Genomic DNA, 23,805 nt, shown 5'->3' on the forward strand with positions numbered 1-23,805 from the left:
TGCGACGGTGTGTGTCCGGGCATGCCTTCGGCCCTGGCGGACACGGCATGGATCCGCCAGGGCCGTGCCCGCGCGCGGCCGGCAACCGCGCGCGGTGTCCCCAGCCGGGTGTGCCCGCCCCCACAGGCGAGTACGGCACCCGGCTTCCCACATCCCGCACAACGACCCGCCCGGCGGTTCGGTTCACCGGGCGGGGAGGAAGTTCTCCGAGCGTCCTGGACGCTCGGCCGCCCCGTCAGGCGTGGTGTCCTTCTCCGTCCTTCAGCGCCTCGCGCAGTGCGCGTACGGCGTAGAAGGCGCGGCTCTTGACGGTGCCCGGCGGGATGCCGAGGTACTCGGCGGCCTGTGCCACCGTGTACTCCAGGTAGTACATGAGCCCGATCACGGCTCGCTGCTGCTCGCTCAGGTCCAACACCGCGTTGTGCACCACGTGGAGGGTGAGTGTGTGGTCCGGGATCTCCCAGACGGCGTCGAGTGCTTCCGCGGGCATCAGGTTGAGGGGTCTGAGCGCCGCGGCCCGGTGATGGTCGGTGACCAGGTTTCTGACCACGGTGAACAGCCACCGCCGTAGGTGTTCTTCACGACCGTTCAGCAGGTGTGAGTGCGTCCAGGCGCGGACGGCGGTCTCCTGGAGGATGTCCTCCGCCTTGTGCGCGTCGCCGCCGAGGAGCCGTGCCGCGTAGCGCCGGAGGGAGGGTCCGTACGCGTCGTAGATGTCCCGGACGAACCTGTCGCGGTCGGCGCCCGGGACAGGCCGCCGGGTGCGGCTGCGGCGGACGTCCGCCTCCGTGGTCCCGTGCATGGGTGGTGCCCAATCGTGTGCCGCCGGTCGTCTGGCATCTCTCCCGTCCCGGATCGGGACAATGGAACCAATACTCCCCGCAGGCCCTTGGCCGAACGTTGTCTTTCGCTTGCCCGCGTACGACAGGTACTGCGGGCAACGCGGCCACCGTGCACGATCGTCGCGTCGTGTCCCTCCGACCGCAGGTACATGCGCAGCACCTGAGTCTGCCGCTCGTTGTCCTCGGCCACGAACTGCTTCATCACCGGCGACGTCGTCGGTACACGGGCGGACGTCGGCCGGGCCGGCCCGTGCGCCCACCCCGTGGTAGGTGACCGGGGCCTGCCCGGCACATCGGCGAAGGCCGACAAAACCGCCGCTGCCGTCGGCCGGGAAGCGGACGGCTTCGAGTTGCAGGTGCGGGGAGCCGTTGTTGCCGGTGAACGACTGGCCGGAGCTGGTTCAGAACCGGTGATCTGTGCTGCCGCGGACCTCGGGGGGTCTCGTCGCATTGGGTGCCGGTGCCGAGATTGTCGCGACGAGTTGTTTGAGGGAGGTCAGAACATCGCGATGGGGTTGACCGGTACGCCGGTCAGGCCGTGGATGCGGGGCGGGGCGACGGTGAGCAGGAAGCTGTAGCGCTTCAGTCGCGTGCACAACTGCGCGAGGTCATCGAGTTGGGGCACGTCGATCAGAGGCATCGCCATCCGGCCGAGCGCCACCCCGTGCAGCGGGGAGGGTTCGTCCGGGTCCAGGGGCGGATGCGCGTCGCCCCTGTCCGGGGCGACGATGGCGACTCCTCGGCGGTGCATCCATCGAACCGCGTCCATGCTGATCCCCGGGCTCGGTGTGTCCTGGGGCCCGCGGCCCGTCCAGCCGAGTCGGACCACCAGTGCGTCACCGGACTCCACCGTGACTCCCTGCCGCTTCTCGGCCTGTTCGAAGTCGTGTGACGTCACCGCGTAGGCGGGGGGAAGGGGGCCTTCGACGGCCAGATCGAGCAGGACCCCACGTGTCACTATCCCGGCGGCGAAAGCGGATGTCGATGCGTGCGTGATGCCGACGGGGGTGACGACCCGCTCCCTCGGGTGGCCCGGATAGACCTGGCCGTCGGTCGACCAGTGTGCGAGGGCGTCGAGGTGCGTCGACTTCCAGTGGTGGCTGTAGACCACCGACAGATCGGAGGCCACTGGTCCACCGGTGTGGGACACCATCTGCTGCACCGGCGACGAATCGACCGTCTCGGGCGAGAACGGGCTGAAGAACATCGCGTTCGGCGTGATCGGCTGTGCCAGTGACACCCACTGGCCGGTCCGCGCCTCCTCGGCGGCTCTGGCGCGAACCTCGTCGGTGATGAGGTTGAGGGTGCCGAGTTCGTCGTCCGCTCCCCATCGGCCCCAGTTGTCCGGCAGGTCCGTCTCGTTCGTATTGGCCATGTCGGTGGCACCTTTCGTCGTATGGGGAAAGTAGGGGAGTCGGTGAGCCGGTCGGTCTCGGACTCGGCCGTCTTCGGGACAAGTTGACCGGCGGGCACCGGCAACTCGCGCTGGAGCGGCCATGGTTGCGCCGTATCTCACCCGGCTCCAGCTTCCCCGAACCGTGGGGCAACGTTCTCACGGGGGCAGTGAACCGAACCGTCGGCCAAGTCGTTCCGGCTGAGGAATGGTCAGAGACCTACCTCACGGAAGGACTAGCCTTGCGTTCTCCCCGAACCGGCACCCGAACCGAATCCGGCACCCCCACCGGCGGACGGCACAGAGCCCGGACCTCGACGGCGTTCCTGCTCGCCGCCGGTCTCGGTGCGACGTTCCTGGCCGGGGGACCGGCCGCCGTCGCGGCGGAGCCGGACACCGACCTCACCGGAAACGGCGGCGTCCTCACCGCCCAGTACCCGGGGACCGGTGAGGAGAGTGAGCACAAGCTCATCGACAACGACGTCACCACCAAGTACTACACACCGCGCGCGTCCGCGTGGATGCAGTACCGGTCCACGACCGCGGCCGCCCTCGACCGCTACACCCTGACCTCCGCCAACGACGCCCCCGACCGCGACCCGCGGGACTGGACGCTGGAGGGCTCGCAGGACGGCAACGGCTGGACCGTCCTGGACAGCCGTCAGGGCGAGAGGTTCTCCGGCCGGCACCAGACTCGCGAGTTCTCCGTCGCCGCCACGACGGCGTACAGCTACTACCGGCTGACCGTGACCCGGAACAACGGATCCCCGGCCCTCCAGCTCGCGGAGTGGGAGCTGTGGTCCGCGGCCCCCGGGGCTCCATCGGCCCCCGGGGCTCCATCGGCCCCCGGGGCTCCATCGGCCCCCGGGGACCTGACCGCCTCCCTGGACGGCGAGGCGACGGGCCTGCTCCAGTGGAAGGACGGCTCCGGGACCGAGACCGGCTTCCGGATCGAACGTGCGCAGGACGGTTCGGCCTTCGCGCAGATCGGCACCGCCGACGCCCGGACCCGGTCCTTCCGCGACCAGGGACTCAAAGCGGGTGTCCGGTACAGCTACCGCGTCCGTGCCGTGGGGACGGACGGCCAACCGTCCGGCTACTCACCCGTCAGGGACCTGAGGATCGGCGTCGCGGACATCACCGACCTGCCGGGGACGGTCACCGACCAACACGGCAAGGACGGCGCGGAGGGCCACGACCGGAGCGTCGACAACAGCCCCTACACCAAGTATCTGGGCTGGGGCACGAGCACCTGGCTCCAGTACCGGACCGAGGGACGGTCGAAGGTCACCTCGTACACCGTCACCTCGGCCAACGACGCCGCCGACCGCGACCCGCGCGACTGGGTACTGCGCGGCTCCAACAACGGGTCGGACTGGACGGCGCTGGACACCCGGACGGGACAGCGGTTCACGGACCGCTTCCAGAAGAAGTCCTACTCCCTCACCAGTCCCGGCTACTACCGGTACTACCAGCTGGCCATCGCCGCCAACCACGGTGCGACGTCGACCCAGCTGGCCGAGTGGGAGCTGACCGGGACGACCAACATCGCCGCCTCGGCGGCCGCTCCCGAGGCACCCACCGCCCTGACCGCCGCCGCCCGCTCGGGCGACCAGATCTCGCTGAGCTGGGCAGGCGGCTCCCGCAACCAGCAGGCGCTGCGACTGGAGCGCTCCGAGAACGGCACCGACTGGAACTGGTCCAAGACCCTGCCGCCCGCCACGACGGGCTACACCGACCTCGGACTGCGCGAGAAGACCACCTACCACTACCGGCTGCGCGCGCAGAACACCGGCGGCGCGTCCCCGTACACGCCCGTGGTCCGGGCGACGACCGGGTCCTCGGCGCTGCCGGCGACCTGGCAGGAGCACTGGCTGGAGCACGACCAGCTGCTCACCAAGGTGTACGACGCCAACGACGTCGTCATCTACTTCGACAAGGACATGGACCGCTCGCAGACGTGGCTGAACGACTACGTCAGCCGGCTGTGGACGTACACGAAGCGGACCTACGGCGACTTCAGCAGCGGGCGTCTGGTCGCCGTCTTCCACAAGGACAAGTACAGCGGCGGCCACCCGTCGACCGTCCTGGACGGCAGTCACGACTACCGCAACGTGATCGACGTCGGGTCCGGCAACTGGAACGAGAACGACGGCACGATACGCAACGTCATCTCGCACGAGATCGCCCACATAGTGGAGGGCGCCTCCGGCGGCGTCGAGGGGTCGCCCGCCTTCGGGCTGTGGGGCGACAGCAAGTGGGCGGAGATCTACCAGTACGACGCCTACCTCGGCGCCGGCCTGACCGCCGACGCCGAACGCTTCTACGCCCAGGTCATCGACAACACGGACGACTTCCCCCGCCCGGGCACCGCCTGGTTCCGGAACTGGTTCCTGCCGATCCGCCAGAACCACGGCGGAAGCAAGGCCCTCGCCACCTACTTCTCGCTGGTCTCCCAGCACTACGCCCAGCACAACGGCGCCTTCGCGAAGAGCATGAACATGGGCGAGTTCGTGCACTTCTGGAGTGGCGCGGCGGGCGTCGACCTGACCGCCCGGGCCAAGACCGCGTTCGGCTGGACGGACGCCTACGAGGCACAGCTGCGCCAGGCCCGCCTCGACTACCCCGGCCTGCCCTACACCACGGACTGACCCCCCGCCGGGCGACCGGAGGGGTGCCGGGACACCGGCGCCCCTCCGGGAGACCCCACCCGGCGCGGTAGCGCCTGCGCTACCCCGGTTCGGCAGCGCACGGGATCGATCCACACGGGGCTTGCGCGGGAGGCTGGCGCACGTCAGCAGGAGCGTCCAGCAGGGAGTACCCCCCGTGTCTCAGCACCGTGCTTCGAAGTCCCGTTTCCGCCGGCGGTCGGTCACCGCGGTCACCGCCGTCGCGGTCCTGGGCGGTGCCGTCGCCCTGTGGCTGCCCTCGGCGAGCGCCGACCAGCCTGCTGCCGCCAGGCCGAACGCCGAGGTCCGGCGGAGCCTGGACGGCCTGGTGCGCGACAACGGTTTCCCGGCCGCACTCGCCTCGGTGCGCGACGAGAAGGGGCACACCCGCAACTACACCGCAGGGGTGGGTGACCGGGAGAAGAAGCGGTCCAGGGTTCCGGTCGACGGCCAGATCCGGATCGCGAGCACCACCAAGCTGTACACGGCGACCGTGGTCCTCCAGCTGGTGGGCGAGGGAAAAATCGGTCTGGACACGACGGTGGAGACCTATCTGCCGGGGCTGGTGCGCGGTGACGGCATCGACGGCCGGCACATCACCGTGCGGCAGCTGCTCCAGCACACCAGCGGTCTGCCCAACTACACACGGACCATGCCGGAGTTCTCCAAGGTGCAGCACACCTTCGTCGACGACTACGACCTGCTCGACCTGGCCTTCAAGGAGAAGGCGTCGTTCCCCCCGGGCAAGGGCTGGGAGTACAGCAACACCAACTACACCCTCGCGGGTCTGATCGTGCAGAAGGTCACCGGCCGCCCCATCGGTGAGGAGATCACCACCCGGATCATCGAGCGCCTGGGCCTGCGCCACACCTACTGGCCCGGCGAGGGCGAGCAGACCATCCGCGAGCGCCATCCGCACGGCTACACGTACGAACGGCCCGGCGCTCCCCTCACGGACGCCACCGAGCTCGACCCCTCCTGGGCCGGTGCGGCGGGGCAGCTCGTAGCCCGCCCCAGCGACGTCAACCGCTTCCTCACCGCGCTCATGGACGGCAAGCTCCTCAAGCCCGCCCAGCTGGAGGAGATGCGGACCACGGTGGAGACCAAGGGGCTGATCGACGGCTGGCGCTACGGCCTCGGTCTCATGGAGATGCCGCTGAGCTGCGGTGGCGTCGCCTGGGGCCACGGCGGCGACTTCGACGGCTACGAGAACCGCAACGGCATCACGGACCAGGGCCGGTCGGCCACCGTCGCCGTGACGGCGCTGCCCTCGGACCTGGAGGGCGTGAAGGCCGTCAACAAGGCCCTCGACACCGCCCTGTGCACGCGCTGACCTCGACCCCGTTCACCCCATCCCGCCCCACCCACCTCACCCCGCCCTCCCGCCCCGTGTCCCGCAAGGAGACCGCCATGCCCAAGAAGCCTCGCCGTCGTCACGCCCTGACTGCCCTGAGCGGCGTCGTCGCCACCCTCGCCCTGACCGTGCCCGCGGCCGACGCCCTGACGAACGACACGTCCGCCACCCCGGCCGCACACGGCCAGGACGCCGACCGGGGCCGGACCGACGCCGCCGTCCGCAAGAGCCTTCGGTCACTGGTGAAGGACGACGGCTTCCCCGGCGCGCTCGCCTCCCTCAGCGACCCGCACGGCCGCACCCGCAACTACACGGCCGGCGTGGGCGATCTCAAGACCGGGTCCAAGGTCCCCACCGACGGCCAGGTGCGCATCGCCAGCAACACCAAGATGTTCACCGCCACCGTGGTCCTGCAACTGGTCGGCGAGGGCCGGATCGAACTCGACGCGCCGATCGAGACGTACCTGCCCGGCCTGGTGCGCGGCGACGGCATCGACGGCCACGACATCACAGTACGGCAGCTGCTCCAGCACACCAGCGGACTGGCCGACTACGACGAGGAGGTCGTGCGGGACTACCTGACCAAGCAGCAGCACCGCTACTTCGAACCCCGCGAACTCCTCGACATCGGCCTCGCCAAGAAGCCGCTGTTCGCCCCCGGCACCGGATGGAGCTACAGCAACACCAACTACGTCGTGGCCGGCCTCCTCGTGCAGAAGGTCACCGGCCGCCCCGTCGGCGAGGAGATCACCAACCGGATCATCAAGCCGCTGGGCCTGCGCCACACCTACTGGCCCGGCGTCGGCGACCAGACCATCAAGGGCCGCCACCCCCACGGCTACTTCGCCACCGCTCCCAACACCCCGTACACCGACGTCACCGAGCAGGACTCCTCCGCCGCCTGGGCCGCCGGAGCGCTCGTCGGTACCCCGAGCGACCTCAACCGCTTCCTCACCGCGCTCCTCGACGGCAAGCTCCTGGAGCCGGCCCAGCTCAAGGAGATGAAGACCACCGTCGACGCCCCCGACCTCGACACCGTCGGCGACGGCCACTACGGCCTCGGCCTGGCCACCTTCAAGCTCAGCTGCGGCGGCTACGCCTGGACCCACGGCGGCAACGCCCCCGGCTACACCACCCGCAACGCCGTGACCGCGGACGGCCGGGCGGCCACCGTCGCCGTCACCGCGCTGCCCACCTCCCTTCCGGCCGCCGAGCACATCGAGGCCGCCCTCGACACCGCGCTCTGCACCCGCTGACCCGGCCGTCCACCCGGCCCGTCATGAGCGTGCAAGGAAGTGACAACGGCCGCCCCACCCGTCCCGGGCAGTATGAGACCGGCTGCCCCGCGGGCGCCTCGGACGGAGCGAGGAAGCCCAGGGGCGGACACCGGCGCATCGACAGAGAGGGACCTCACCCATGCACGAGATCCGGTTGTCGGAGCAGGAGACCGCGGCGGTCGAGGCTCTGGTCGCGGAACTCGACGGACACTTCGCCGACCTGGAGGGCGCGGACTTCCTGGGGGACCTCCCCGTCCACGCGCACCGGCTGCCCACCTCCCTGAGAAGGGGCCTCGTCCGGTTCCGGCTGGAGGAGGCCCAGCCGATCTGCCTGGTCCGCGGCCGGAAGATCGACGACGCGGCCGTGGGCGCGACCCCACCGCACTGGGACGACGACGGTGCCCGCGCCCGCACCCGGCGCGAGGACATCTACCTCCAGCTCTGCTCCCACCTGCTCGGCGAGACCGTCGCCTGGGCCACCGAGCAGAACGGCCGCATGATCCACCAGGTGCTGCCCATCGCCGGGAACGAGGGAGGCCAGCTCGGCACCAGCACGGACCAGCTCCACTGGCACACCGAGACCGCCTTCCATCCCGAGCGGATGGACTACGTCGCCCTGCTCTGCGTCCGCAACCACGACGCCGTACCCACCACCTACGCCGCCGTCGACGAGCTGCACCTCGACCCCGAGACCCGCGAGCACCTCTTCCGCCCGGCCTATGCCTTTCTCCCGGACGAGTCGAACCGGGGGCTGGGCCGGCCGCAGGACGACGCCGCCGAGCGTGCCGGAGCACGCGCGGAGGTGTCCGCCCGCAGCCGTGCCCGCGTCCGGCGCATGTTCGAGCGGCCCGACCGCGTACCGGCGCTCTTCGGCGACCCCGACAGCCCCTACCTGCGGGTCCACCCGCACTATGTCGCCGGTTTCGGAGACGACACCGACGCGGAGAAGGCCTTCGGCCGGCTGAGGAACGCCGTCAACAACACACTGCGCGAGACCGTGCTGGAGCCCGGGGACCTGCTGTTCATCGACAACTTCAAGGCGGTGCACGGGCGCCGGGAGATTCCCGGCCGGATGGACGGGACCGACCGCTGGCTCAAGCGCGCCTTCGTCGTCCGCGACCTGCGCAAGAGCCGCGCGCTCAGGGCCAGTGCCCTGGACCGCGTGGTGCACTGAACTGCCGCCGCGACCGGCCGAGAAGGACAGGAAGGACAGGAAGGAGAGGAGGACCGCCATGACTGTGGGCTTCCGCAAGATGCACGGGTCCGGAAACGACTTCCTCCTGGTCACCGGCGCCGAGGACGACCGGGACTGGCGTGCGCTGGGCCCCCGGTTGTGCGCGCGCCGCACCGGTGTGGGAGCGGACGGCCTGGTGGTCAGCGCGAAGGCCGGCGAGGACTGCGCCGCGCTGGACGTGCTGTGCGTGAACCCGGACGGCTCGGTCGCCACCCTCTGTGCCAACGCGCTGCGCTGTGCCGCCCGGTGCGCCTTTCTCGACCACGGGTGGAACACGATGAGCCTGGTGATGGCGGGCGTCTCACACGACGCGGTGGTCGAGGGCACCCAGGTCCGGGTCACCGTGGAGGCGGGCGAGGTCCGTGCGGAGTGGGTCGTACAGCGGTGCCAGGACGAGGACGTGGGCTTCGACGCCGTGCGCGTCGGGGCGGAGCATCTCGTGGCGCTCGTCGACGACGTGGACCGGATCGACTTCGCGGCCCTGGTACGGCGGTTGCGCGCGCGGGAACCCGCGGCGGCGGGCGCCAACATCAGCGTCGTCCAGCCGTGCGGGGACGGCGAGTTGACGGTCCGTACGCACGAGAGCGGCGCGCCGGAGGAGTCCCTCAGCTGCGCCAGCGGTGCCGTGGCCGCCGCGGTCGTCGCGGCGCGCCGCGGACCGGCCGGGGCCGATGGGCGGGTGACCGTGCACAATCGCGCCGGAATCCCCCTCACCGTCATGCCGCACACCGAACGCGCCTCCTACTGGGTGGGCGGTCCGGTCACCCACGTCTTCGACGGGCAACTCGACCTCGCCTGACCGCCCCGCCCGGCCCGTCCCTTCCACTCCGAGGGTGATCGTGTTGCTCCGCCGCGTCTGCCAGCTCTACGCCGGCCTTGTGCTCTACGGCATCAGCCTGGCCCTGATGGTCCATGCCGCTCTCGGTCTCGACCCCTGGGACGTGTTCCACCAGGGCGTCGCCGACCGGACCGGCCTCTCCTTCGGAACGGCGACCCTGCTCGCGGGCGCGGTCGTGCTGCTGCTGTGGATCCCGCTGCGGCAGCGGCCCGGGCTCGGCACGGTGAGCAACGTCCTGGTCGTGGGCCCGACGGTGGACGTCACCTCGTGGCTGCTGCCCTCCCCGGAGGGCCTCGTGCCACGCGTCGGCCTGCTCGCCCTGGGGATCGTCCTCAACGGCGTCGCCAGCGGCGCGTACCTCGGCGCGGGCTTCGGTCCCGGGCCCCGGGACGGCCTGATGACCGGCATCCATCGTCGGACCGGCCGTTCCCTGCGGGGGGTCCGGACCGGCATCGAACTCTCGGTCCTGGCGGTGGGCTTCCTGCTCGGCGGCACGGCCGGAGTGGGCACCGTCGCGTACGCCCTGGCCATCGGCCCGCTGGTGCAGTTCTTCCTGCCGCGCCTCACACCGTCGCCCCGCGCGGGGATCCCGGAGCGCGCGTCCGGGGCCGAGCCGTGAGCAGACCGTCCAACTGCTGTGCGGGACATGTCGTCCTTGCGCCATGTCCCATCCACGCCAGGGAGGAACCGGTGACATCGGCGGGGGCGGCGACGGACGGTGTGCAGACGTACGGCACACGGCCGACGGGTGACCAGTGATCGTCCGCGGCACCAACGTCCCGTGCACGCACAACGGAAGGCATGAGAACTGATGAGACGGATGCGCCTCGCGGCGGCCGCGGTGACGGGTCTCGCCCTCGCCGGGTCCGCCGCGCCCCCGGTCGCGGCGGACGGCCGGGGCAGCCCGCCGACACACACCACGAGCGCCCGACCGGCGTCCCGGGGACCTGACGCCAGTGCCACCGTGCGCCTGATCACCGGCGACCGCGTCACGATGACGACGGACGCGAGCGGCCGGCACACGGCCTCGGTGACACCGGGGGAGGGCCGCCGGCACGTGGTCTTCCGCACCGTCGAGGAGGACGGCCGCCTGATGGTCCTCCCGGACGACACGAAGGCCCTGCTGGCCACCGGGCGCCTGGACCGCGACCTGTTCGACGTCACCTCCCTGCTCGCCCAGGGATACGACGAGGCCCACACGGACACCCTGCCGCTGATCGTGCACGCCCTGAACCCCGGGGACGCCGCCCCGCGCCGGCTCACCGCGTTCGCCGCCGACGGTACGCGGACCCGTCACCTGGAGACCATCGGCGCCGACGCCCTGCGCGTACCGGCCGACGACCTCGGCGCGTTCTGGAAACGCCTGGCCCCCGAACCCGGGAAGGTGTCCGCCGCGGCCGCCACCCCCCGCGTCCGCCTGGACGGCCGGGTGCACGCCACGCTGGACCGCAGTACCGCGCAGATCGGCGCGCCGGAGGCGTGGCAGGCCGGCTACCGGGGCGACGGCGTCAAGGTCGCCGTCCTGGACACGGGGGCCGACGCCGGCCACCCCGACCTCGCCGGGCGCATCACCGAGGCCGAGAACTTCTCCACCGACGCGGGCACCGGCGACGGGAACGGACACGGCACCCACGTCGCCTCCACCGTCGCCGGCTCGGGCGCCGCCTCCCACGGCAGCCGCAAGGGCGTCGCACCCGGCGCCGACCTACTGATCGGCAAGGTCCTCAGCGACGACGGCTACGGCAGCGAGTCGCAGGTGATCGACGGCATGGAGTGGGCGGTCGCCCGGGGCGCCGACATCGTCAACCTGTCCCTGGGATCCGACGTGCCCAGCGACGGCACCGACCCCGTGAGCCAGACCCTCGACGAACTCTCCGAGTCCTCCGGCACGTTGTTCGTCGTCGCCTCCGGCAACAGCGGCCCCGACACCGGCACGATCGGCAGCCCGGCCGCCGCGGACGCGGCCCTCACGGTCGGCGCGGTCGACCGGGACGACACCCTCGCCGACTTCTCCGGCCGCGGCCCCCGCCCCGGCGACGACGCCGTCAAACCCGACGTGACCGCACCCGGCGTGGGCATCGTCGCCGCGCGCGCCGCCGGGACCACCCTCGGCACCGTGGTCGACGACCACTACGTCGCCGCCTCCGGCACCTCCATGGCCACGCCGCACGTCGCCGGGGCGGCCGCGCTGCTCGCCCAGCAGCACCCCGACTGGACGGCACCGCGCCTCAAGGACGCACTGATCAGCACCGCCCGCACCATGCCGGGCCAGCGCGTCACCGAACAGGGCGGCGGCCGCATCGACCTCGCAACCGCCGTACGGACCCCGGTCGTCGCCACCGGCACCCAGGCCCTGGGCGTCTACGAGACCGAGGACACCGGCACCCACACCCGAACAGTGCGCTACGCCAACCACTCGGACGACGACGTCACCCTCGACCTGGACCTCCGGCTGGCGACCGCCGGCGGCCGCGAGGCCGGTCCCGCCGCGGTGCGCCCGGCGACGACACGCCTCACCGTCCCGGCCGGCGGCACCGCCGAGGTGCCCCTGACCGTGGCACCCTCCCGCGCCGAACTCGGCCGCTACTACGGCCGTCTCACGGCCACCTCCGCCGACGGCCGGACCGTCGTCCACACCACGCTCAGCCTGCGCGTACGCGGTCCCGTGCACAAGCTCCGGGTCGTCTCCTACGACCTGGAGGGCCGCCCCGGCCAGACGGTCCCCGTGATCCACGGCGCCGAGGGCTACGTGCCGTACACCGACCTGGACAACGGTGTCGCCGAAGTCGAGGAAGGCACCTACCAGGTGTCCGACTACACCACGGACCAGTCGGGCGAGCACGACACGATCCACCACGTCGTCCTGCCCCAGGTCGAGGGTCACCAAGGACACCACCGTCGTCCTCGACCCCCGCAGGACGACCAAGGTCGACATCCGCACCCCCCGGCCCGCCGAACAGCGCGGCGTCCTGAGCTACCAGACGCACCGGGAGATCGACGGCCACGGCTGGACCGACCACTTCATGGCCTTCGACGCCGTCCGCGAGCTGCGGGTCAGCCCCACCGGGCAAGTCACCGACGGCAGCTTCGAGTTCACCTCCCGCTGGCAGCTCGTGGCCCCGCTGCTCCGGGCCGACGTCGTCGCAGGCCCCCGCGACCTCAACCTCTACTACGAGCCGACCTCGGCCCTGTTCGACCGACGCGGAGCACGGCTGACCGCCGTCGCCGCCGGCACCAACGCCGACCCGGACTTCCGCGGCGCCCGGGGCAGACTCGCCGTCCTCACCCAGGCCGCGGACGCGAAGCGCGATCAGGAGATCACCGACGCGGCCGCCGCCGCGGGCGCCCGCGGCGTTCTGATCGTCCACGACGGGGACAACGTCTGGACCCGGTGGACACCCCACGGCGCACGCACGCGCGTGCCGCTGATGCGCGTCGGCCTCACCGACGGAACGGACCTGCTGAAGCGGATCGAACGGCACCGGACCATGATCGCGTTCACCGGCACCCCGCGCAGCCCCTACCTCTACGACGTCGTCCAGGTGTCCTCGCAGGGCATTCCGCGGCACGTCACCCACACGGTCTCGCGCCGCAACAGCGCCGTCCTGCGCTCGGTGTACGCCGACAACGGCGGCCTGCCCTGGGCGACGGAGCAGCGCTACTCCTGGCGACCGTACCAGGAGTACGCCTGGCAGCAGTTCCCCCGGCACGTCCCGACCGGATTCACCCGCACCGAGTACGTCAGTGCGGGCGACACCCAGTGGCAGCACGTGGTCCTGCACAGGACCGTGGCGGACATCGACTCGCCCCTCGACATCGGCCTGCGCGACACGCCCCGCACATACCGGGCCGGCGAGCGGTCCGGTGAGACCTGGCAGGGCGCGGTCGTACGGCCCGCCATCCCCCAGGGCGGAGCCGTGCCGGCGACCACCCGCGAGGGGGACGTGATGAGGCTGTGGATACCGGAGTTCACCGACTCCGGGACGGGTCACTGGTCCCGCCTGATCAAGGCCCCCGGCCTTCCCGGCGGGCCGGGCACCGCCTCGTCGGCCCCAGACACGGTCCGTGCCGAACTCGAGCGCGACGGCACGAAGGTGGCCGACCTCGCGGACGCCTGGCGGGACGTCCAGGTGCCGTCCGGGGCCGCCGACTACCGGCTCCGGCTGCGGACCAGCCGCACCTCCGACGACTGGCGGTACGCCACGGCCACCGACACGGCCTGGTCGTTCCGCTCTGGCTCGACCACCGGGGCGAAGCCGCTGCCCCTGCTGCAGGTGGACTACGGGGTGCCGGTCGACGCGCACAACAGCGTCGGACCGCGCCGCGCCTACCGGCTCGACCTGACGGTGCGACACCAGGACGGGCTGCCCGCGCCGCGCGGGGCCGGGGCACGGGTCGAGGTCTCCTACGACGACGGCGCACACTTCACCGCGGTGCCCACCAGGGCCCGGGGCGGGGGCAGGTTCACCGCCACCGTCGTCAAGCCCGCACGCGTACGTGGCGACGCGTTCGTGACGCTGCGGGTCACCGCCCGGGACGCGGCCGGCAACGAGGTCCGTCAGACCGTGACGAGGGCCTACCTGCACCGCGGCTAGCACGGCCATGCGGCCCGGCAGTTCCAGGCGCTGTGTCCCGATCGCGGACAGCAGCTTCGAAGGACTCCCGGGCCGCTGGGGCCTGGCCGGCTGTGCGGATCACGGTGTGCTGGTACCGGTCGGTGGTGCGGGGTCGGTGCCGGTTGGGATCGGCCGAAGCTGTCCCCGCGGTTGGAACACCAGCCCGCGGCCGGGACTGCGGCCCTGTCAACTGCCCCTCCACGCCCGGTCCATGTGACGCCTCATTCGTATAGCCGTGCCGTGACCGGATGAACCAGCCCCAGATCCGCTCCGTTGTGCAGGACAGACATCCACGGCACACCAACCACCCGGAGCCCGCGCATGACATCCCACCAGCCGCCCGACGAGCAGATGAGTGTGTTCCTCGACTTCGAGAACGCCTCTGAGCCCGCAGACGAGAGGCAGCGACCTTTGAACGCAGCCGAAAGTGACAAACTCAGGGAAATGAAAGTAGCGTATAACGTAGCGTACAGGCAAAAATTTGCGCCCTTGGAAGGGGAGACTGAGGCTGAGCACGCAGCGAGACTAACCGAGCTGCGAAGCGGTATGACTGCATACACCAAAGCGGGCCGGGAACAGCGGCTGGTACCTTCGGGAAAGCAAAAACGTCGTAGGCCGGGCGGTGAAACGAGAGAGGATTTGGAGCGGGATAAGGAGGAAATCCGAGCAAGGTATTTGAAATACGAGCGAGAGCGGGCTCGTAAATTTCCGCGTCGGGTGGGTGAATCAGAAGAGGCGTATGACAAGCGCGTGGAGGGACTGAAGGAGGCCAATGCTCGCTATATGCGCGCGAAGAGGCAAGGTGTCATGGGCGGGAAGGCTGGGACGACGGCGGGTGCCGTTGGCGGTCCTGGGGTGCAGCCCGTGGCGGCGCGGAACGAGCGACTTGCGCATGGACACACGGATCTGGACCACGGGCCGGTCGCCCCCGAGCCGCGGCAGTCTGTCGATGGGGGTGAACTGAACGCACAACGCTGGGACGCGGGGGGCTTGTCCAGGCAGTGGCCTCAGGCGTATCCCGACGCAACACCACAGCACAATGCCGCGTATGCCCGGCCCGCAGGCTACGGGGAGTCTCACCAGTCGGTGGGCTACCCCTCCCACAGAGGTGCGGAGGTGGCTGCGGAGCTTCTCCGGGAGTTTGGAGGAGATGCGCCGACACCCCAGGCACCCCAGATTACCTTCTCCGTGGAATCCGCCTACAAAGTTCTAGGGTCGGGGTACCCCCAGGGCCAGGGGAGAGGTGCGGAGGTGGCTGCGGAGCTTCTCCGGGAGTTTGGAGGAGATGCGCCGACACCCCGGGCACCGCAAAATCGCCTTCCTATGGAATCCGCCTACGCACCCCAACAACCGCAGTACTCTCAGCCTCCAAGCCAATCAGTGAATCCTGGCAACCAGAACCCCTACGCCGGCTACTTGACTCGGTCGGAAAACCCAGCGCATCGAAACAACCTCGCCGCGTACGGGCCGGCTCATCAGGCACAGCACTCCACACACCCCGCGAACATGCCTTACGCCTACCAGGCACCCTCGCCACGGCAGAGGAACGCGCCGGGTCGCTGAAGCATGGGGAACGCGGCTCGCAGAGCGATCACCGGCGACCGGAGGATCACGGGTCTGCCGACCCTTGTGATTGTTGAACTCGGCATCGATGTTTGCCCGTTGTGACGTGAGAGGCACCGGGCCGAGCTCGTGACGGACAACCGGCTCCCGCGCCCGCCAGTGCCGCCCCACGCCGTGGGAAAGCGCCGCTGCCGACGCAGCAGGGGCACGGCCTCGGCAGCGCGCTCAGCCCGTGACGAACCGTGCGGGCCTATCGAGAGAGCCGCTGCTCGGTCTGAGGCGTAGAGGCTCTTGAAGCGACGGATTGTTGAGCGGCGGCGCCGCTACGGGCACCGGACAAATTGCTCGAAACCGCATCCCTTTTGGGCGCGTAGTATCCGAGCGCAGCCTGACCTGCTCGGCCCAGCAGTCCCTGCTCGTTCTGGCTGCCGTGGATCGGGGAGGCGGCGTCACTCTGGTAGAGAGACACCGAGTCTTCCGGTGACACCTCCGGAGCGGTACTGGCCCTGCGGTCCGGCCAGGTGACCGACTCGTTCGACGGCTGTCGCTCGTGCGGGGGTGGTGTCGGGGCGTTCGGTTGGTTCAGGAGATATATGACCGTCGTTCTCGCTGGCGAGTGCGCAAGAGGATCTCCGCCCGGCCTTTCGAGGGACGAAGTCCCTCGCTCAATCGAAGCGTCTCCCAGGGCCGTAGTGGAGCTCAAATGGCTGCGTTGCTGCGCCGCTTCAAGTGCCGGGGCCGCAACGCCAAGAGCGGCGCTCACGTCGGCGAGAACCTTGGACAGGTTCTGCAAACCGTCGCCGATGTGCTGTCCTGGGCCTGGGTACTGAAAGGTCTGGTGGTGTGGCTGGGAGTCGTGCTGCCGAGCCATGGCCTGCTTGGCCGTGTGTCTCCGAGCCAGGAACGATCCGCCGGCGACAACGGATCCGGCCAGGAGCAGTGGTCCTCCGGCGATGGCACCGATGCCGGTCAGACTCATTGCCGCGCCCAGAGCCATCATTCCCAGCCCGGTGTACATCGTGGCGCGAGAATTGGCGATCCTCCGAACTCCCGAACCCAGTTTTTTGAAGGCTTTACTCGCGACGCCGCTGGTTCGTGGGCTGTTCTCCTGCGTGTCTGGCGAGGGCACTGAGTCCACCTCTCAGAATGTTGGTCTCAACAGGTGTGAGTGATCACGTGGCATTTCTGGTGAAGCGTCGGTGCATGTACCGAAAGGTGGGCCTTGGGGTCAGCAGGTGAGGCGGTTGCCGAGCGGAACCCCGAGAATCTGTGTGAAGCGTCGGTAATTGGCTATACGGCTCTCCACCTGGCTCGGATTTCCGCCGTCGCACTCGAGCGCGCCGTTGATGGAGCGGATCGATTCGCCGAATCCGGCTCCGTCCACGATGGCCGAGTGGCCGGACATCGTGCCGGGACCGCTCTGGGTGTTCCAGTACCAGAGCCCGGTCTTCCATGCCACGGTCGGGTTCTTCTCGACCAGTTGGGGTTTGTTGAGCAGATCGATACCGAGGGCCTCCCCGGCAGTCTTGTAGTTGACGTTCCAGCTGAGCTGGATCGGGCCCCGGCCGTAGTACGCGTCCTGGCCGGCCGGACAGCCGTACGACTTGGTGTCGTCGCAGTAGTGCGAGTAGTTGGCCGTGTTCAGTTCCACGACGTGCGCCAGGCCTCCTGTTTCATGGGATATGTTGGCCAGGAAGGCTGCGGCCTCTTGCTTCTTCAGGGTGTCGCTGCCTGAGTTGGCGAAGTCGGGATAGGCGGACATCGCCGATACCAGTCCCTCGTAGGTGTAGAAGGGATTGCGGTTCGGAAACATCTTGTCGAACTGGGATTCGCTGACCGGGGAATGTGCGGAGTCCCCCTTGTCGGGGTTCTTGTTCTCCGGTTTCCCGTCGCCGGACGATCCCTTTTCGGGCTCCGGTTTTTCCTTGTCGTCCCCGTCCTCTTGCAACTCCTCGTCGCCGTCACCGGAATCGTCATCAGGGTCGGCGTCGTCGGAAGTGGCCGTGGGAGGCGGCGCACCGATACCCGCGTAGTAGGGGAACTTCGAACGTATGCTCAGAATGTAGTTCTGTACGTCATTCGTGGCGGGCACCTTCTTGGCGGCGATGACGGCGTCCATACCGATGTGGTAGGCGGCCAGGACGAGGTCCAGGTGATCGCCTTCGACCGCCCCGCTGTCCCGTGCCCGGTCGACCTGGTCGGACAGGTCGCACATGTAGCGGCCCTGCGCCAGGGTCGAGTCCGCCGCGTCGAGTGCGTCGGTCTCGTCGTTGTCGTCCTCGTCCTTGCCGTACTGCTTGAACACCTTGGGCGGCAGTTGTGAGATGCCCAGCCTGCCGTCGGGGCCGACCTTTGACGCGTCGAATCCGGACTCCGTCTCGATCTGGGCGGCGATGACGACCGCACTGATGGGGTCGCACAGCTGACCCGCTTCCTCGATGGGGTCCGTCAGATCCTCGGAGACGGTGTTCTCCTCGAAGTCCACCTTGCCGTTGCCCTGGACGATCAGCAGGGATACGGCCGCGTCGTCGCCGCTCGGCTGGCCTCCGCCGCCGCCACCGCCGAAGAACAGGATCAGTGCGATGAGGGGGGCCAGCAGTACGCCGAGACCGCCGAAGATGAAGACGATGACCGCGCCGCCGCCCACCGCGACCGGGAACAACATGCAGCCAAGGCCCGCACTGGCGACAGCGGTGTTCCTGACGGTGGTGGAGGTTCCGCCGCTCCCGCTGCCCTCCGAACCTGCACTCATCCGAGACTTCTTCTCCCTGTGTTGAACCGTCGGAGCCACATGGACCGTTGTGGTGCATGCCGAGCCTTGGGCCCCGGCAACCCAAACGGAATCAAGCGCGATGTGGTTCAAATCGCCGTAGCACAGGGCGTTTCGCAGTGATGCCAACTCGAGTGAGCAGTGGAGGCGGGTAAGAAGATGAGGCCTTCCCCGGCCATGTCGTCGGCCCCGCACACCTGGGTGCGGGGGCCGAAGGACGCCCAGACGGATCAGGAGACGGGGCCTGCAGGAGGCTCCGCACCCCGCACCGCACCACCGCGGGTCAAGGCCGCCCCCCGTGGCCCGCAGCGCGGGCCGGGCGGTGCACCGAGGCGGTACATCCCGGGCCGGACACGGTCACGTCACGCGGTCGGGTGGGTGAAGGCGCACGGCGGAGCCGGGGCGACGTCGCTCGCCGAACTGCTCGGCGGCGCGGACCTGGGGCAGCGCTGGCCGCAACCCGCCGAGGGCGAGCCGAACCGGATCGTCCTGGTGGGCCGGACCAGCGCGCACGGTCTGCGATCGGTCTCCCAGGCCCTCGGGGAGCTGCGTGACGACCGCGTGCCGGACGAGGTCGACCTGCTGGCCGTGGTGCTGATGGCCGACGCACCGGGGCGGCTGCCGCTGAGCCTGCTGAGCCGTATCAGGGTGATCCGCTCCGTCGTGCACGTGCATCGGGTGCCGTGGATTCCCGCGTGGCGTCTGGACCGCTCGCCCAAGACCCTGCCCGTGCAGCTCACCAGGCTTGCCGATCTGGTGGGCGCCGACGTCAACCGCGCCGGAGCCGCTTCATGAGCGGTGTCCCGATTCCCGAGCCGTCTCTGACGGTGGCCGCATACACACCCGATTCGGCCGACGGGTACACGATCCTCAACCTGATCGCCTGGTGTGTCACGGCAGGAGGTGTCTTCGGGCTCCTCGTGGTGGGCATGCAGATGTCCCTGCAGTTGCGCCGAGGGGATCCCGGGGAAGGCGGCGAACACTTCAGGGGCGTGTTCTTCGTGGCCCTCGCCTGTGTCATCGCCGCGACGGCCGGTCCGCTGGTCGAGTTCCTCGGAGACCTGTCCCTGCACGCGCCGTCGTCCTCCAAGTAGAGGGTCGTACGTGATCGGTGCCGCCAGTCCGAACATCCCTTTCCCGTGGTCCCACGCTCGTCCCCCGTTGCCTGTGCCTGCGACTCGTGCCGGGCGCCAAACTCTCGGAGTTCTCATGTCCTTGCTCTTCCACGCCGCCAACTTCCTGGCCGCCGACGAACCGGGTCCGAAGACTGATGTACCGGAACCGAAGGGCACAGCCCCCGAGGAACTGACCGGCATAGTCGACACCGTGCTGGGCCTCGTGGCCTGGGCCGGTACCGCCGCTGGAGTCGCGGGTGTGCTGATCACCGGAACGATGATGGCCATCTCCGCCAAGAGAGGCGAGAGTTCCGAGCACATGAGTCGTCTCGGCATGGTTCTCGGCGGATGCATCCTGGTCGCCACCGCGAGCCCCATCATCAGCGCCGTCTTCGCCTGAGGCTCGGGGCGAGGACACCAACGTGTTCAGGCGTAAGAAGAGACGGCCCGACCCTTCGGGGCCGTACTGGCGGCAGCGAGGGTGGCAGATGTCGGCGGTCTTCGTCACCCTCACCTTCCTGGTGGGAGGTGTCGCGGCGCTGACGACCATCGAGGACGAGCCGGCCGGCACGGCCGGCGGCAGCGTTCCGGACGCGTCGGAACTCCGCAGCGGCGAACGGCCCCAAGGGTGCCGTACCGACGACAGCGGTGGCTCGGTGCCGAAGAACCCGCCCACAGGCATCACATGGCACATGGTGGGCCTCGTGCGGGTGCCGGTCTCGGCGGAGGCCGGTCCCACCCGGATGGACGAGGAGCTGTGGTGGTGCTTCGCCCACACGCCCCTCGGTGCCGTGCTGGCCGCGCACACCATCACGTCCGAGATCTCCGAGAAGCACTGGCGAACGGTGCTCGACCGGCAGATCGTGGCAGGCCGGGGGCGGGACGTCTTCGAGTTCATGAGGGAGATCGAGCCGGACACGGTCCGCGGGAGCGCCGGCGAGTCCGTGGCCAAGGCGGCCGGTTTCTCGGTGACCTCGTACTCGGACTCGGCGGCGGAGGTGGAGCTGCTCATGAGGACCAGCTCCGGCTACACGGCGAGCACTTTCAGCATGCGGTGGAGCGGCGGCGACTGGAAGGTGCTGCCCTCGCCCAACGGCGCGCTGCACTCGGAGGCGTCCCCCGTGGCCAACCCCCGCGGATACGTCCTGTGGAAGGGGTGACATGAGCTGCGCCAAGGGCAACGGCTTCTTCGACGCCGTAGCGGCCTTCTTCGACTTCCTGGGCAACCCGATCGGGACCATTCTCGACCTGATCGCGAAGTTCGTCCTCGGGGCGGCGGTCTCCGTGTTCGCCAGCCTGACGACGCAGGTGCCGACCCTGTCGGGGACCACGACGGCCTCCGAGGTCAATGCCGAGTCCCAGTGGATCGTGGTGTGGCTGGCGGTGGGCTCGCTGCTGTTCGCCGCCGCACGCATGGCCATCGAACGCCGGGGCCAGGCCGGCCAGACGGCGCTGAAGGGCATCCTCCGCGTCATCCTGGTCTCCACCGCGGCGACCACGGTCGTCACCGCGGCGGCGGCGATTTCCGACGACTACTCCAACTACCTGTTCAAGGCAGGGGTTTCACGTCTGCTGGAGAACATCGGCGGGTGCGGCAACACCGGCACCTTCAACTCGTTCCTGCTGCTGATTCTCGCCTTCCTGCTCCTGATCGCCGGAATCATCCACACCATCCTGCTCTACATCCGGCTCGGCGTCATGATCCTGCTGCTGGGTACCCTGCCGCTGGCGGCTGCGGCCTCGATGACGGACTGGGGCACCGGCTGGTGGCGCAAGCACATCGGGTGGATGATCGCCTGGCTGCTGTACAAACCCGCGACGGCCTTGGTGATGTTCGCCGGGCAAGCGATGATCAGCTCGTCCCAGGAGCCGGATGTCAGCAGCGAGGTCGCGGATCCCGCAGCCGTCGAACGCATCGCCGGTATCGCCGTGATGCTGCTCTCCGCTGTCGCCCTGCCTGCCCTGCTGAAACTCATCGTGCCCGCCACCGCGGCTCTGGGCGGTGCTTCCGCCACGTCGGCCGGGATGTCGATGGCGCTCGGCGCCGCGGCCACCGGTGCCCGTGCGGTCGCCGGCATGGCCGCGTCCGGCGGCGGGGGAGCGGCCGGCGGAGGAGGCCGGGGTCCCTCCGGCGCGGGTTCGGCCGGGCCCGGCAGATCCGGGACACCGGGTGCCGACGGTGCCGGGAGTTCGGGCGGAGAGGGCAGATCCGGGGCACCCGGTGGCAGCGGCGGCGGGAGTTCGGGCAGCGGCGGCAGGTCCGGGGCGTCCGGTGCCGACGGGGGCAGCAGCCCCGGCGGTCGGGACTCCGGCGGCACCGGCCCCGGCGGGTCGGGCAAACCGTCGGGAGGGGTGTCCAAGGCCGCGTCGGGGGTCGCGGCGGCCCTGACCGCGACGCAGAAGATCGCGCAGGTCACCGGCAGCGCCCTCGACGACGCCGACGGCAATCGCGGTCACAACACCTGACGCGTCCCGAGCAACCGGCCGTCCCCGGGCCTGCGGTACGCACCCCGGGGGCCGCCCGGTCCGCCCCACCCATGACACGAAGGGAAAGCAGGATCCATGTCCACCGAAGCCGCACCCCGGCCCACCTACGGAAACTGGCGACGGCCGAGAAGGGCCGGACTCGGACCCTTCGGACTGGTCGGGACCGTCGGTGTCTTCGGCGGTCTGGTGATCACCCTCCTCGCTTCGCTGATCTCGTTGTCCGCGGCGGTGATCGTGTGCATTCCGATGGCGGTCGTCCTTGCGCCCCTCACCATCCGCACCCAGGACGGCCGAAACGTCTACCAGCTCATCACCCTGCGCATCGGCTGGCGGCGGCGGAAGGCCAAGGGCGCCCACCTCTACGTCTCCGGACCTCTGTCCGCCCGGCCCGGAGGGCGGTTCCGTCCACCGGGCATGCTCAACAAGGTCACCGCGAGCGAGGGCAGGGACGCGTACGACCGCCCCTTCGGCGTCCTGCACCATCCGTCCCGCAACCTGTACACCATCGTGCTCGGCTGCGACCCCGACGGCGGCTCGCTCGTGGACGCCGAACAGGTCGACGTCTGGGTGGCGCTGTGGGGCCAGTGGCTCGCACGGCTGGCCCACGAACCGGAACTGCGGGGTGCGTCCATGATCGTGGAGACGGCGCCCGACCCCGGCACCCGGCTCGCCAACGAAGTGCTTCCCCGCGTCAAGTCGGACGCGCCGCCGGTCGCCCGTGAGGTGATGGAGGAGGTCGTCGAGCGCTATCCGACCGCGTCGTCGGAGATGCACTCCTACATCACGCTCACCTACGGCGTGCGAGCGGGACGAAAGCACACGAAGGCAGAGGTGATCGACGACCTGGCCATCCGCATTCCCGGCCTGCTCAGCGGGCTGGTCGCGGCCGGGGGAGGGTCGGCGTACCCGCTCTCCGCCGAGCGGATCGCCGAGGTGGTCCGAGTGGCCTACGATCCGGCCGTCGCCGCCGATGTCCTCAACGCCCGTGCACAGCACGGCGGAACGGGATTGGAGTGGGCCGACGCCGGGCCGGCCGCGGCCGTCGAGACCGTGAGCAGCTACCAGCACGACTCCGCGGTCTCCCGGACCTGGCTGATGACGCTGGCCCCCCGGGGCACCGTACAGTCCTCGGTGCTGCGCGGACTGCTGGAGGCGACGTCCGGAACCCGCCGCAAACGGGTCGCACTGGTCTACCGGCCCATCGATCCGGCCACCTCGGCCCGGATCGTCGAGTCCGACCGGCGCAGCGCCCAGTTCATGGCCTCGTCCGGACGAGGCATGATGAAGGCCCGTGCGGCGTCCGAGGTGCGAGCGGTCGAGCAGACCGCGGCGGAGGAGGCGGCGGGCGCCGGTCTCGTGGAGTTCTCCCTCATGCTGACCGTCACCGTCGACACCAACGAGCAACTCGCCGACGCCACCGCCACCGTGCGCAACCTCACCGCGGCCTCGCGGGTGCTGATGCGGCCCGCAGACCGGATGCAGGCGGCCGCGTTCACCTGCACCCTTCCCACCGGGATCCTCCCCTGGGAGCAGACCCTCGTCCCGCACGAAGTGCAGGAGGCACTGTGAGCCGTCGCGACCGGAAGAGAGCGGAGCGGCAGGACCAACTCGCCGAGGAAGAGGCACGTGCGCGGCTCATGGCCGAAC

At 70.0% G+C, this 23,805-nt stretch carries 17 protein-coding genes and 2 pseudogenes; 15 read left to right on the plus strand and 4 right to left on the minus strand.

Annotation, left to right across the window (positions count from 1 at the left end; genetic code table 11):
* Positions 1-235: 235 nt before the first annotated feature.
* Both ACFV9J_RS35370 and ACFV9J_RS35375 read right to left on the minus strand, forming a co-directional pair.
* Complete coding sequence (locus tag ACFV9J_RS35370) at positions 236-802, minus strand: sigma-70 family RNA polymerase sigma factor (RefSeq protein WP_385361499.1); 567 nt, start codon at positions 800-802, stop codon at positions 236-238.
* Between the two features lie 536 nt (positions 803-1,338).
* Entirely contained in the window at positions 1,339-2,217 is an 879-nt protein-coding gene (locus tag ACFV9J_RS35375; protein WP_385361501.1) for a cyclase family protein, read from the minus strand.
* Positions 2,218-2,477: 260 nt separating this feature from the next.
* On the opposite strand from ACFV9J_RS35375, the gene ACFV9J_RS35380 reads away from it, so the two are divergent.
* The 9 genes and pseudogenes from ACFV9J_RS35380 (at position 2,478) to ACFV9J_RS35420 (ending at position 16,918) form a co-directional block, all read left to right on the plus strand.
* Complete coding sequence (locus ACFV9J_RS35380; RefSeq protein ID WP_385361503.1) at positions 2,478-4,886, plus strand: fibronectin type III domain-containing protein; 2,409 nt, start codon at positions 2,478-2,480, stop codon at positions 4,884-4,886.
* Between the two features lie 175 nt (positions 4,887-5,061).
* On the plus strand, positions 5,062-6,237 hold the full coding sequence (locus ACFV9J_RS35385) for a serine hydrolase domain-containing protein (protein ID WP_385361505.1): 1,176 nt from the start codon (positions 5,062-5,064) through the stop codon (positions 6,235-6,237).
* A 77-nt stretch (positions 6,238-6,314) separates the two neighbouring features.
* A complete protein-coding gene (locus ACFV9J_RS35390; RefSeq protein WP_385361506.1) occupies positions 6,315-7,514 on the plus strand; it encodes a serine hydrolase domain-containing protein in 1,200 nt (399 codons plus the stop codon).
* A 160-nt stretch (positions 7,515-7,674) separates the two neighbouring features.
* The gene (gntD, locus tag ACFV9J_RS35395) at positions 7,675-8,709 is read left to right on the plus strand and encodes a guanitoxin biosynthesis L-enduracididine beta-hydroxylase GntD (RefSeq protein ID WP_385361508.1); all 1,035 of its coding nucleotides are present in this window, start codon (positions 7,675-7,677) and stop codon (positions 8,707-8,709) included.
* A gap of 58 nt (positions 8,710-8,767) precedes the next feature.
* Positions 8,768-9,568 (plus strand): diaminopimelate epimerase, encoded by an 801-nt coding sequence (dapF, locus tag ACFV9J_RS35400; protein WP_385361510.1) that lies wholly within the window; start codon positions 8,768-8,770, stop codon positions 9,566-9,568.
* 37 nt (positions 9,569-9,605) lie between these two features.
* Positions 9,606-10,226, plus strand: coding sequence for a YitT family protein (locus tag ACFV9J_RS35405; RefSeq protein ID WP_385361564.1), 621 nt, complete (start codon positions 9,606-9,608; stop codon positions 10,224-10,226).
* 474 nt (positions 10,227-10,700) lie between these two features.
* Positions 10,701-11,816, plus strand: a pseudogene (locus tag ACFV9J_RS35410) (S8 family serine peptidase); the annotation flags it as partial.
* A gap of 814 nt (positions 11,817-12,630) precedes the next feature.
* On the plus strand, positions 12,631-14,202 hold the full coding sequence (locus tag ACFV9J_RS35415) for a hypothetical protein (RefSeq protein ID WP_385361571.1): 1,572 nt from the start codon (positions 12,631-12,633) through the stop codon (positions 14,200-14,202).
* Positions 14,203-16,489: 2,287 nt separating this feature from the next.
* Positions 16,490-16,918: a hypothetical protein gene (locus ACFV9J_RS35420; RefSeq protein ID WP_385361512.1), complete on the plus strand. Its 429-nt coding sequence runs from the start codon at positions 16,490-16,492 to the stop codon at positions 16,916-16,918.
* Between the two features lie 96 nt (positions 16,919-17,014).
* On the opposite strand, the gene ACFV9J_RS35425 is transcribed toward ACFV9J_RS35420, so the two are convergent.
* A complete protein-coding gene (locus ACFV9J_RS35425) occupies positions 17,015-17,734 on the minus strand; it encodes a chitinase (protein ID WP_385361566.1) in 720 nt (239 codons plus the stop codon).
* Between the two features lie 132 nt (positions 17,735-17,866).
* A pseudogene (locus ACFV9J_RS35430) lies at positions 17,867-18,538 on the minus strand (transglycosylase SLT domain-containing protein); the annotation flags it as partial.
* 396 nt (positions 18,539-18,934) lie between these two features.
* On the opposite strand from ACFV9J_RS35430, the gene ACFV9J_RS35435 reads away from it, so the two are divergent.
* The 6 genes from ACFV9J_RS35435 (at position 18,935) to ACFV9J_RS35460 (ending at position 23,727) form a co-directional block, all read left to right on the plus strand.
* Positions 18,935-19,351 carry a hypothetical protein gene (locus ACFV9J_RS35435; protein WP_385361514.1) on the plus strand — a complete coding sequence of 139 codons (417 nt, stop codon included), beginning with the start codon at positions 18,935-18,937 and terminating at the stop codon, positions 19,349-19,351.
* Positions 19,348-19,650: a hypothetical protein gene (locus ACFV9J_RS35440; RefSeq protein ID WP_385361516.1), complete on the plus strand. Its 303-nt coding sequence runs from the start codon at positions 19,348-19,350 to the stop codon at positions 19,648-19,650. Before ACFV9J_RS35435 ends, ACFV9J_RS35440 begins: the two co-directional genes overlap by 4 nt.
* Positions 19,651-19,765: 115 nt before the next feature.
* Positions 19,766-20,071, plus strand: coding sequence for a hypothetical protein (locus ACFV9J_RS35445; protein WP_328661722.1), 306 nt, complete (start codon positions 19,766-19,768; stop codon positions 20,069-20,071).
* 88 nt (positions 20,072-20,159) lie between these two features.
* On the plus strand, positions 20,160-20,831 hold the full coding sequence (locus ACFV9J_RS35450) for a hypothetical protein (protein WP_385361519.1): 672 nt from the start codon (positions 20,160-20,162) through the stop codon (positions 20,829-20,831).
* Between the two features lies 1 nt (position 20,832).
* Positions 20,833-22,137: a hypothetical protein gene (locus tag ACFV9J_RS35455; RefSeq protein WP_385361521.1), complete on the plus strand. Its 1,305-nt coding sequence runs from the start codon at positions 20,833-20,835 to the stop codon at positions 22,135-22,137.
* Between the two features lie 96 nt (positions 22,138-22,233).
* A complete protein-coding gene (locus ACFV9J_RS35460; RefSeq protein ID WP_385361524.1) occupies positions 22,234-23,727 on the plus strand; it encodes an SCO6880 family protein in 1,494 nt (497 codons plus the stop codon).
* Positions 23,728-23,805 lie beyond the last annotated feature (78 nt).

The sequence above is a fragment of the Streptomyces sp. NPDC059906 genome, from assembly GCF_042730645.1.
In the GTDB taxonomy this organism is placed as follows: domain Bacteria; phylum Actinomycetota; class Actinomycetes; order Streptomycetales; family Streptomycetaceae; genus Streptomyces; species Streptomyces rubrogriseus.

Excerpts from the sequence above, each read along its gene's own strand:
- ACFV9J_RS35420 (WP_385361512.1), top strand. The coding sequence starts at position 16,490 with ATGGCTGCGTTGCTGCGCCGCTTCAAGTGCCGGGGCCGCAACGCCAAG.
- ACFV9J_RS35440 (WP_385361516.1), top strand. The coding sequence starts at position 19,348 with ATGAGCGGTGTCCCGATTCCCGAGCCGTCTCTGACGGTGGCCGCATAC.
- ACFV9J_RS35390 (WP_385361506.1), top strand. The coding sequence starts at position 6,315 with ATGCCCAAGAAGCCTCGCCGTCGTCACGCCCTGACTGCCCTGAGCGGC.
- ACFV9J_RS35370 (WP_385361499.1), bottom strand. The coding sequence starts at position 802 with ATGCACGGGACCACGGAGGCGGACGTCCGCCGCAGCCGCACCCGGCGG.
- ACFV9J_RS35375 (WP_385361501.1), bottom strand. The coding sequence starts at position 2,217 with ATGGCCAATACGAACGAGACGGACCTGCCGGACAACTGGGGCCGATGG.
- ACFV9J_RS35450 (WP_385361519.1), top strand. The coding sequence starts at position 20,160 with ATGTCGGCGGTCTTCGTCACCCTCACCTTCCTGGTGGGAGGTGTCGCG.
- dapF (WP_385361510.1), top strand. The coding sequence starts at position 8,768 with ATGACTGTGGGCTTCCGCAAGATGCACGGGTCCGGAAACGACTTCCTC.
- ACFV9J_RS35445 (WP_328661722.1), top strand. The coding sequence starts at position 19,766 with ATGTCCTTGCTCTTCCACGCCGCCAACTTCCTGGCCGCCGACGAACCG.
- ACFV9J_RS35460 (WP_385361524.1), top strand. The coding sequence starts at position 22,234 with ATGTCCACCGAAGCCGCACCCCGGCCCACCTACGGAAACTGGCGACGG.
- ACFV9J_RS35415 (WP_385361571.1), top strand. The coding sequence starts at position 12,631 with ATGGCCTTCGACGCCGTCCGCGAGCTGCGGGTCAGCCCCACCGGGCAA.
- gntD (WP_385361508.1), top strand. The coding sequence starts at position 7,675 with ATGCACGAGATCCGGTTGTCGGAGCAGGAGACCGCGGCGGTCGAGGCT.
- ACFV9J_RS35455 (WP_385361521.1), top strand. The coding sequence starts at position 20,833 with ATGAGCTGCGCCAAGGGCAACGGCTTCTTCGACGCCGTAGCGGCCTTC.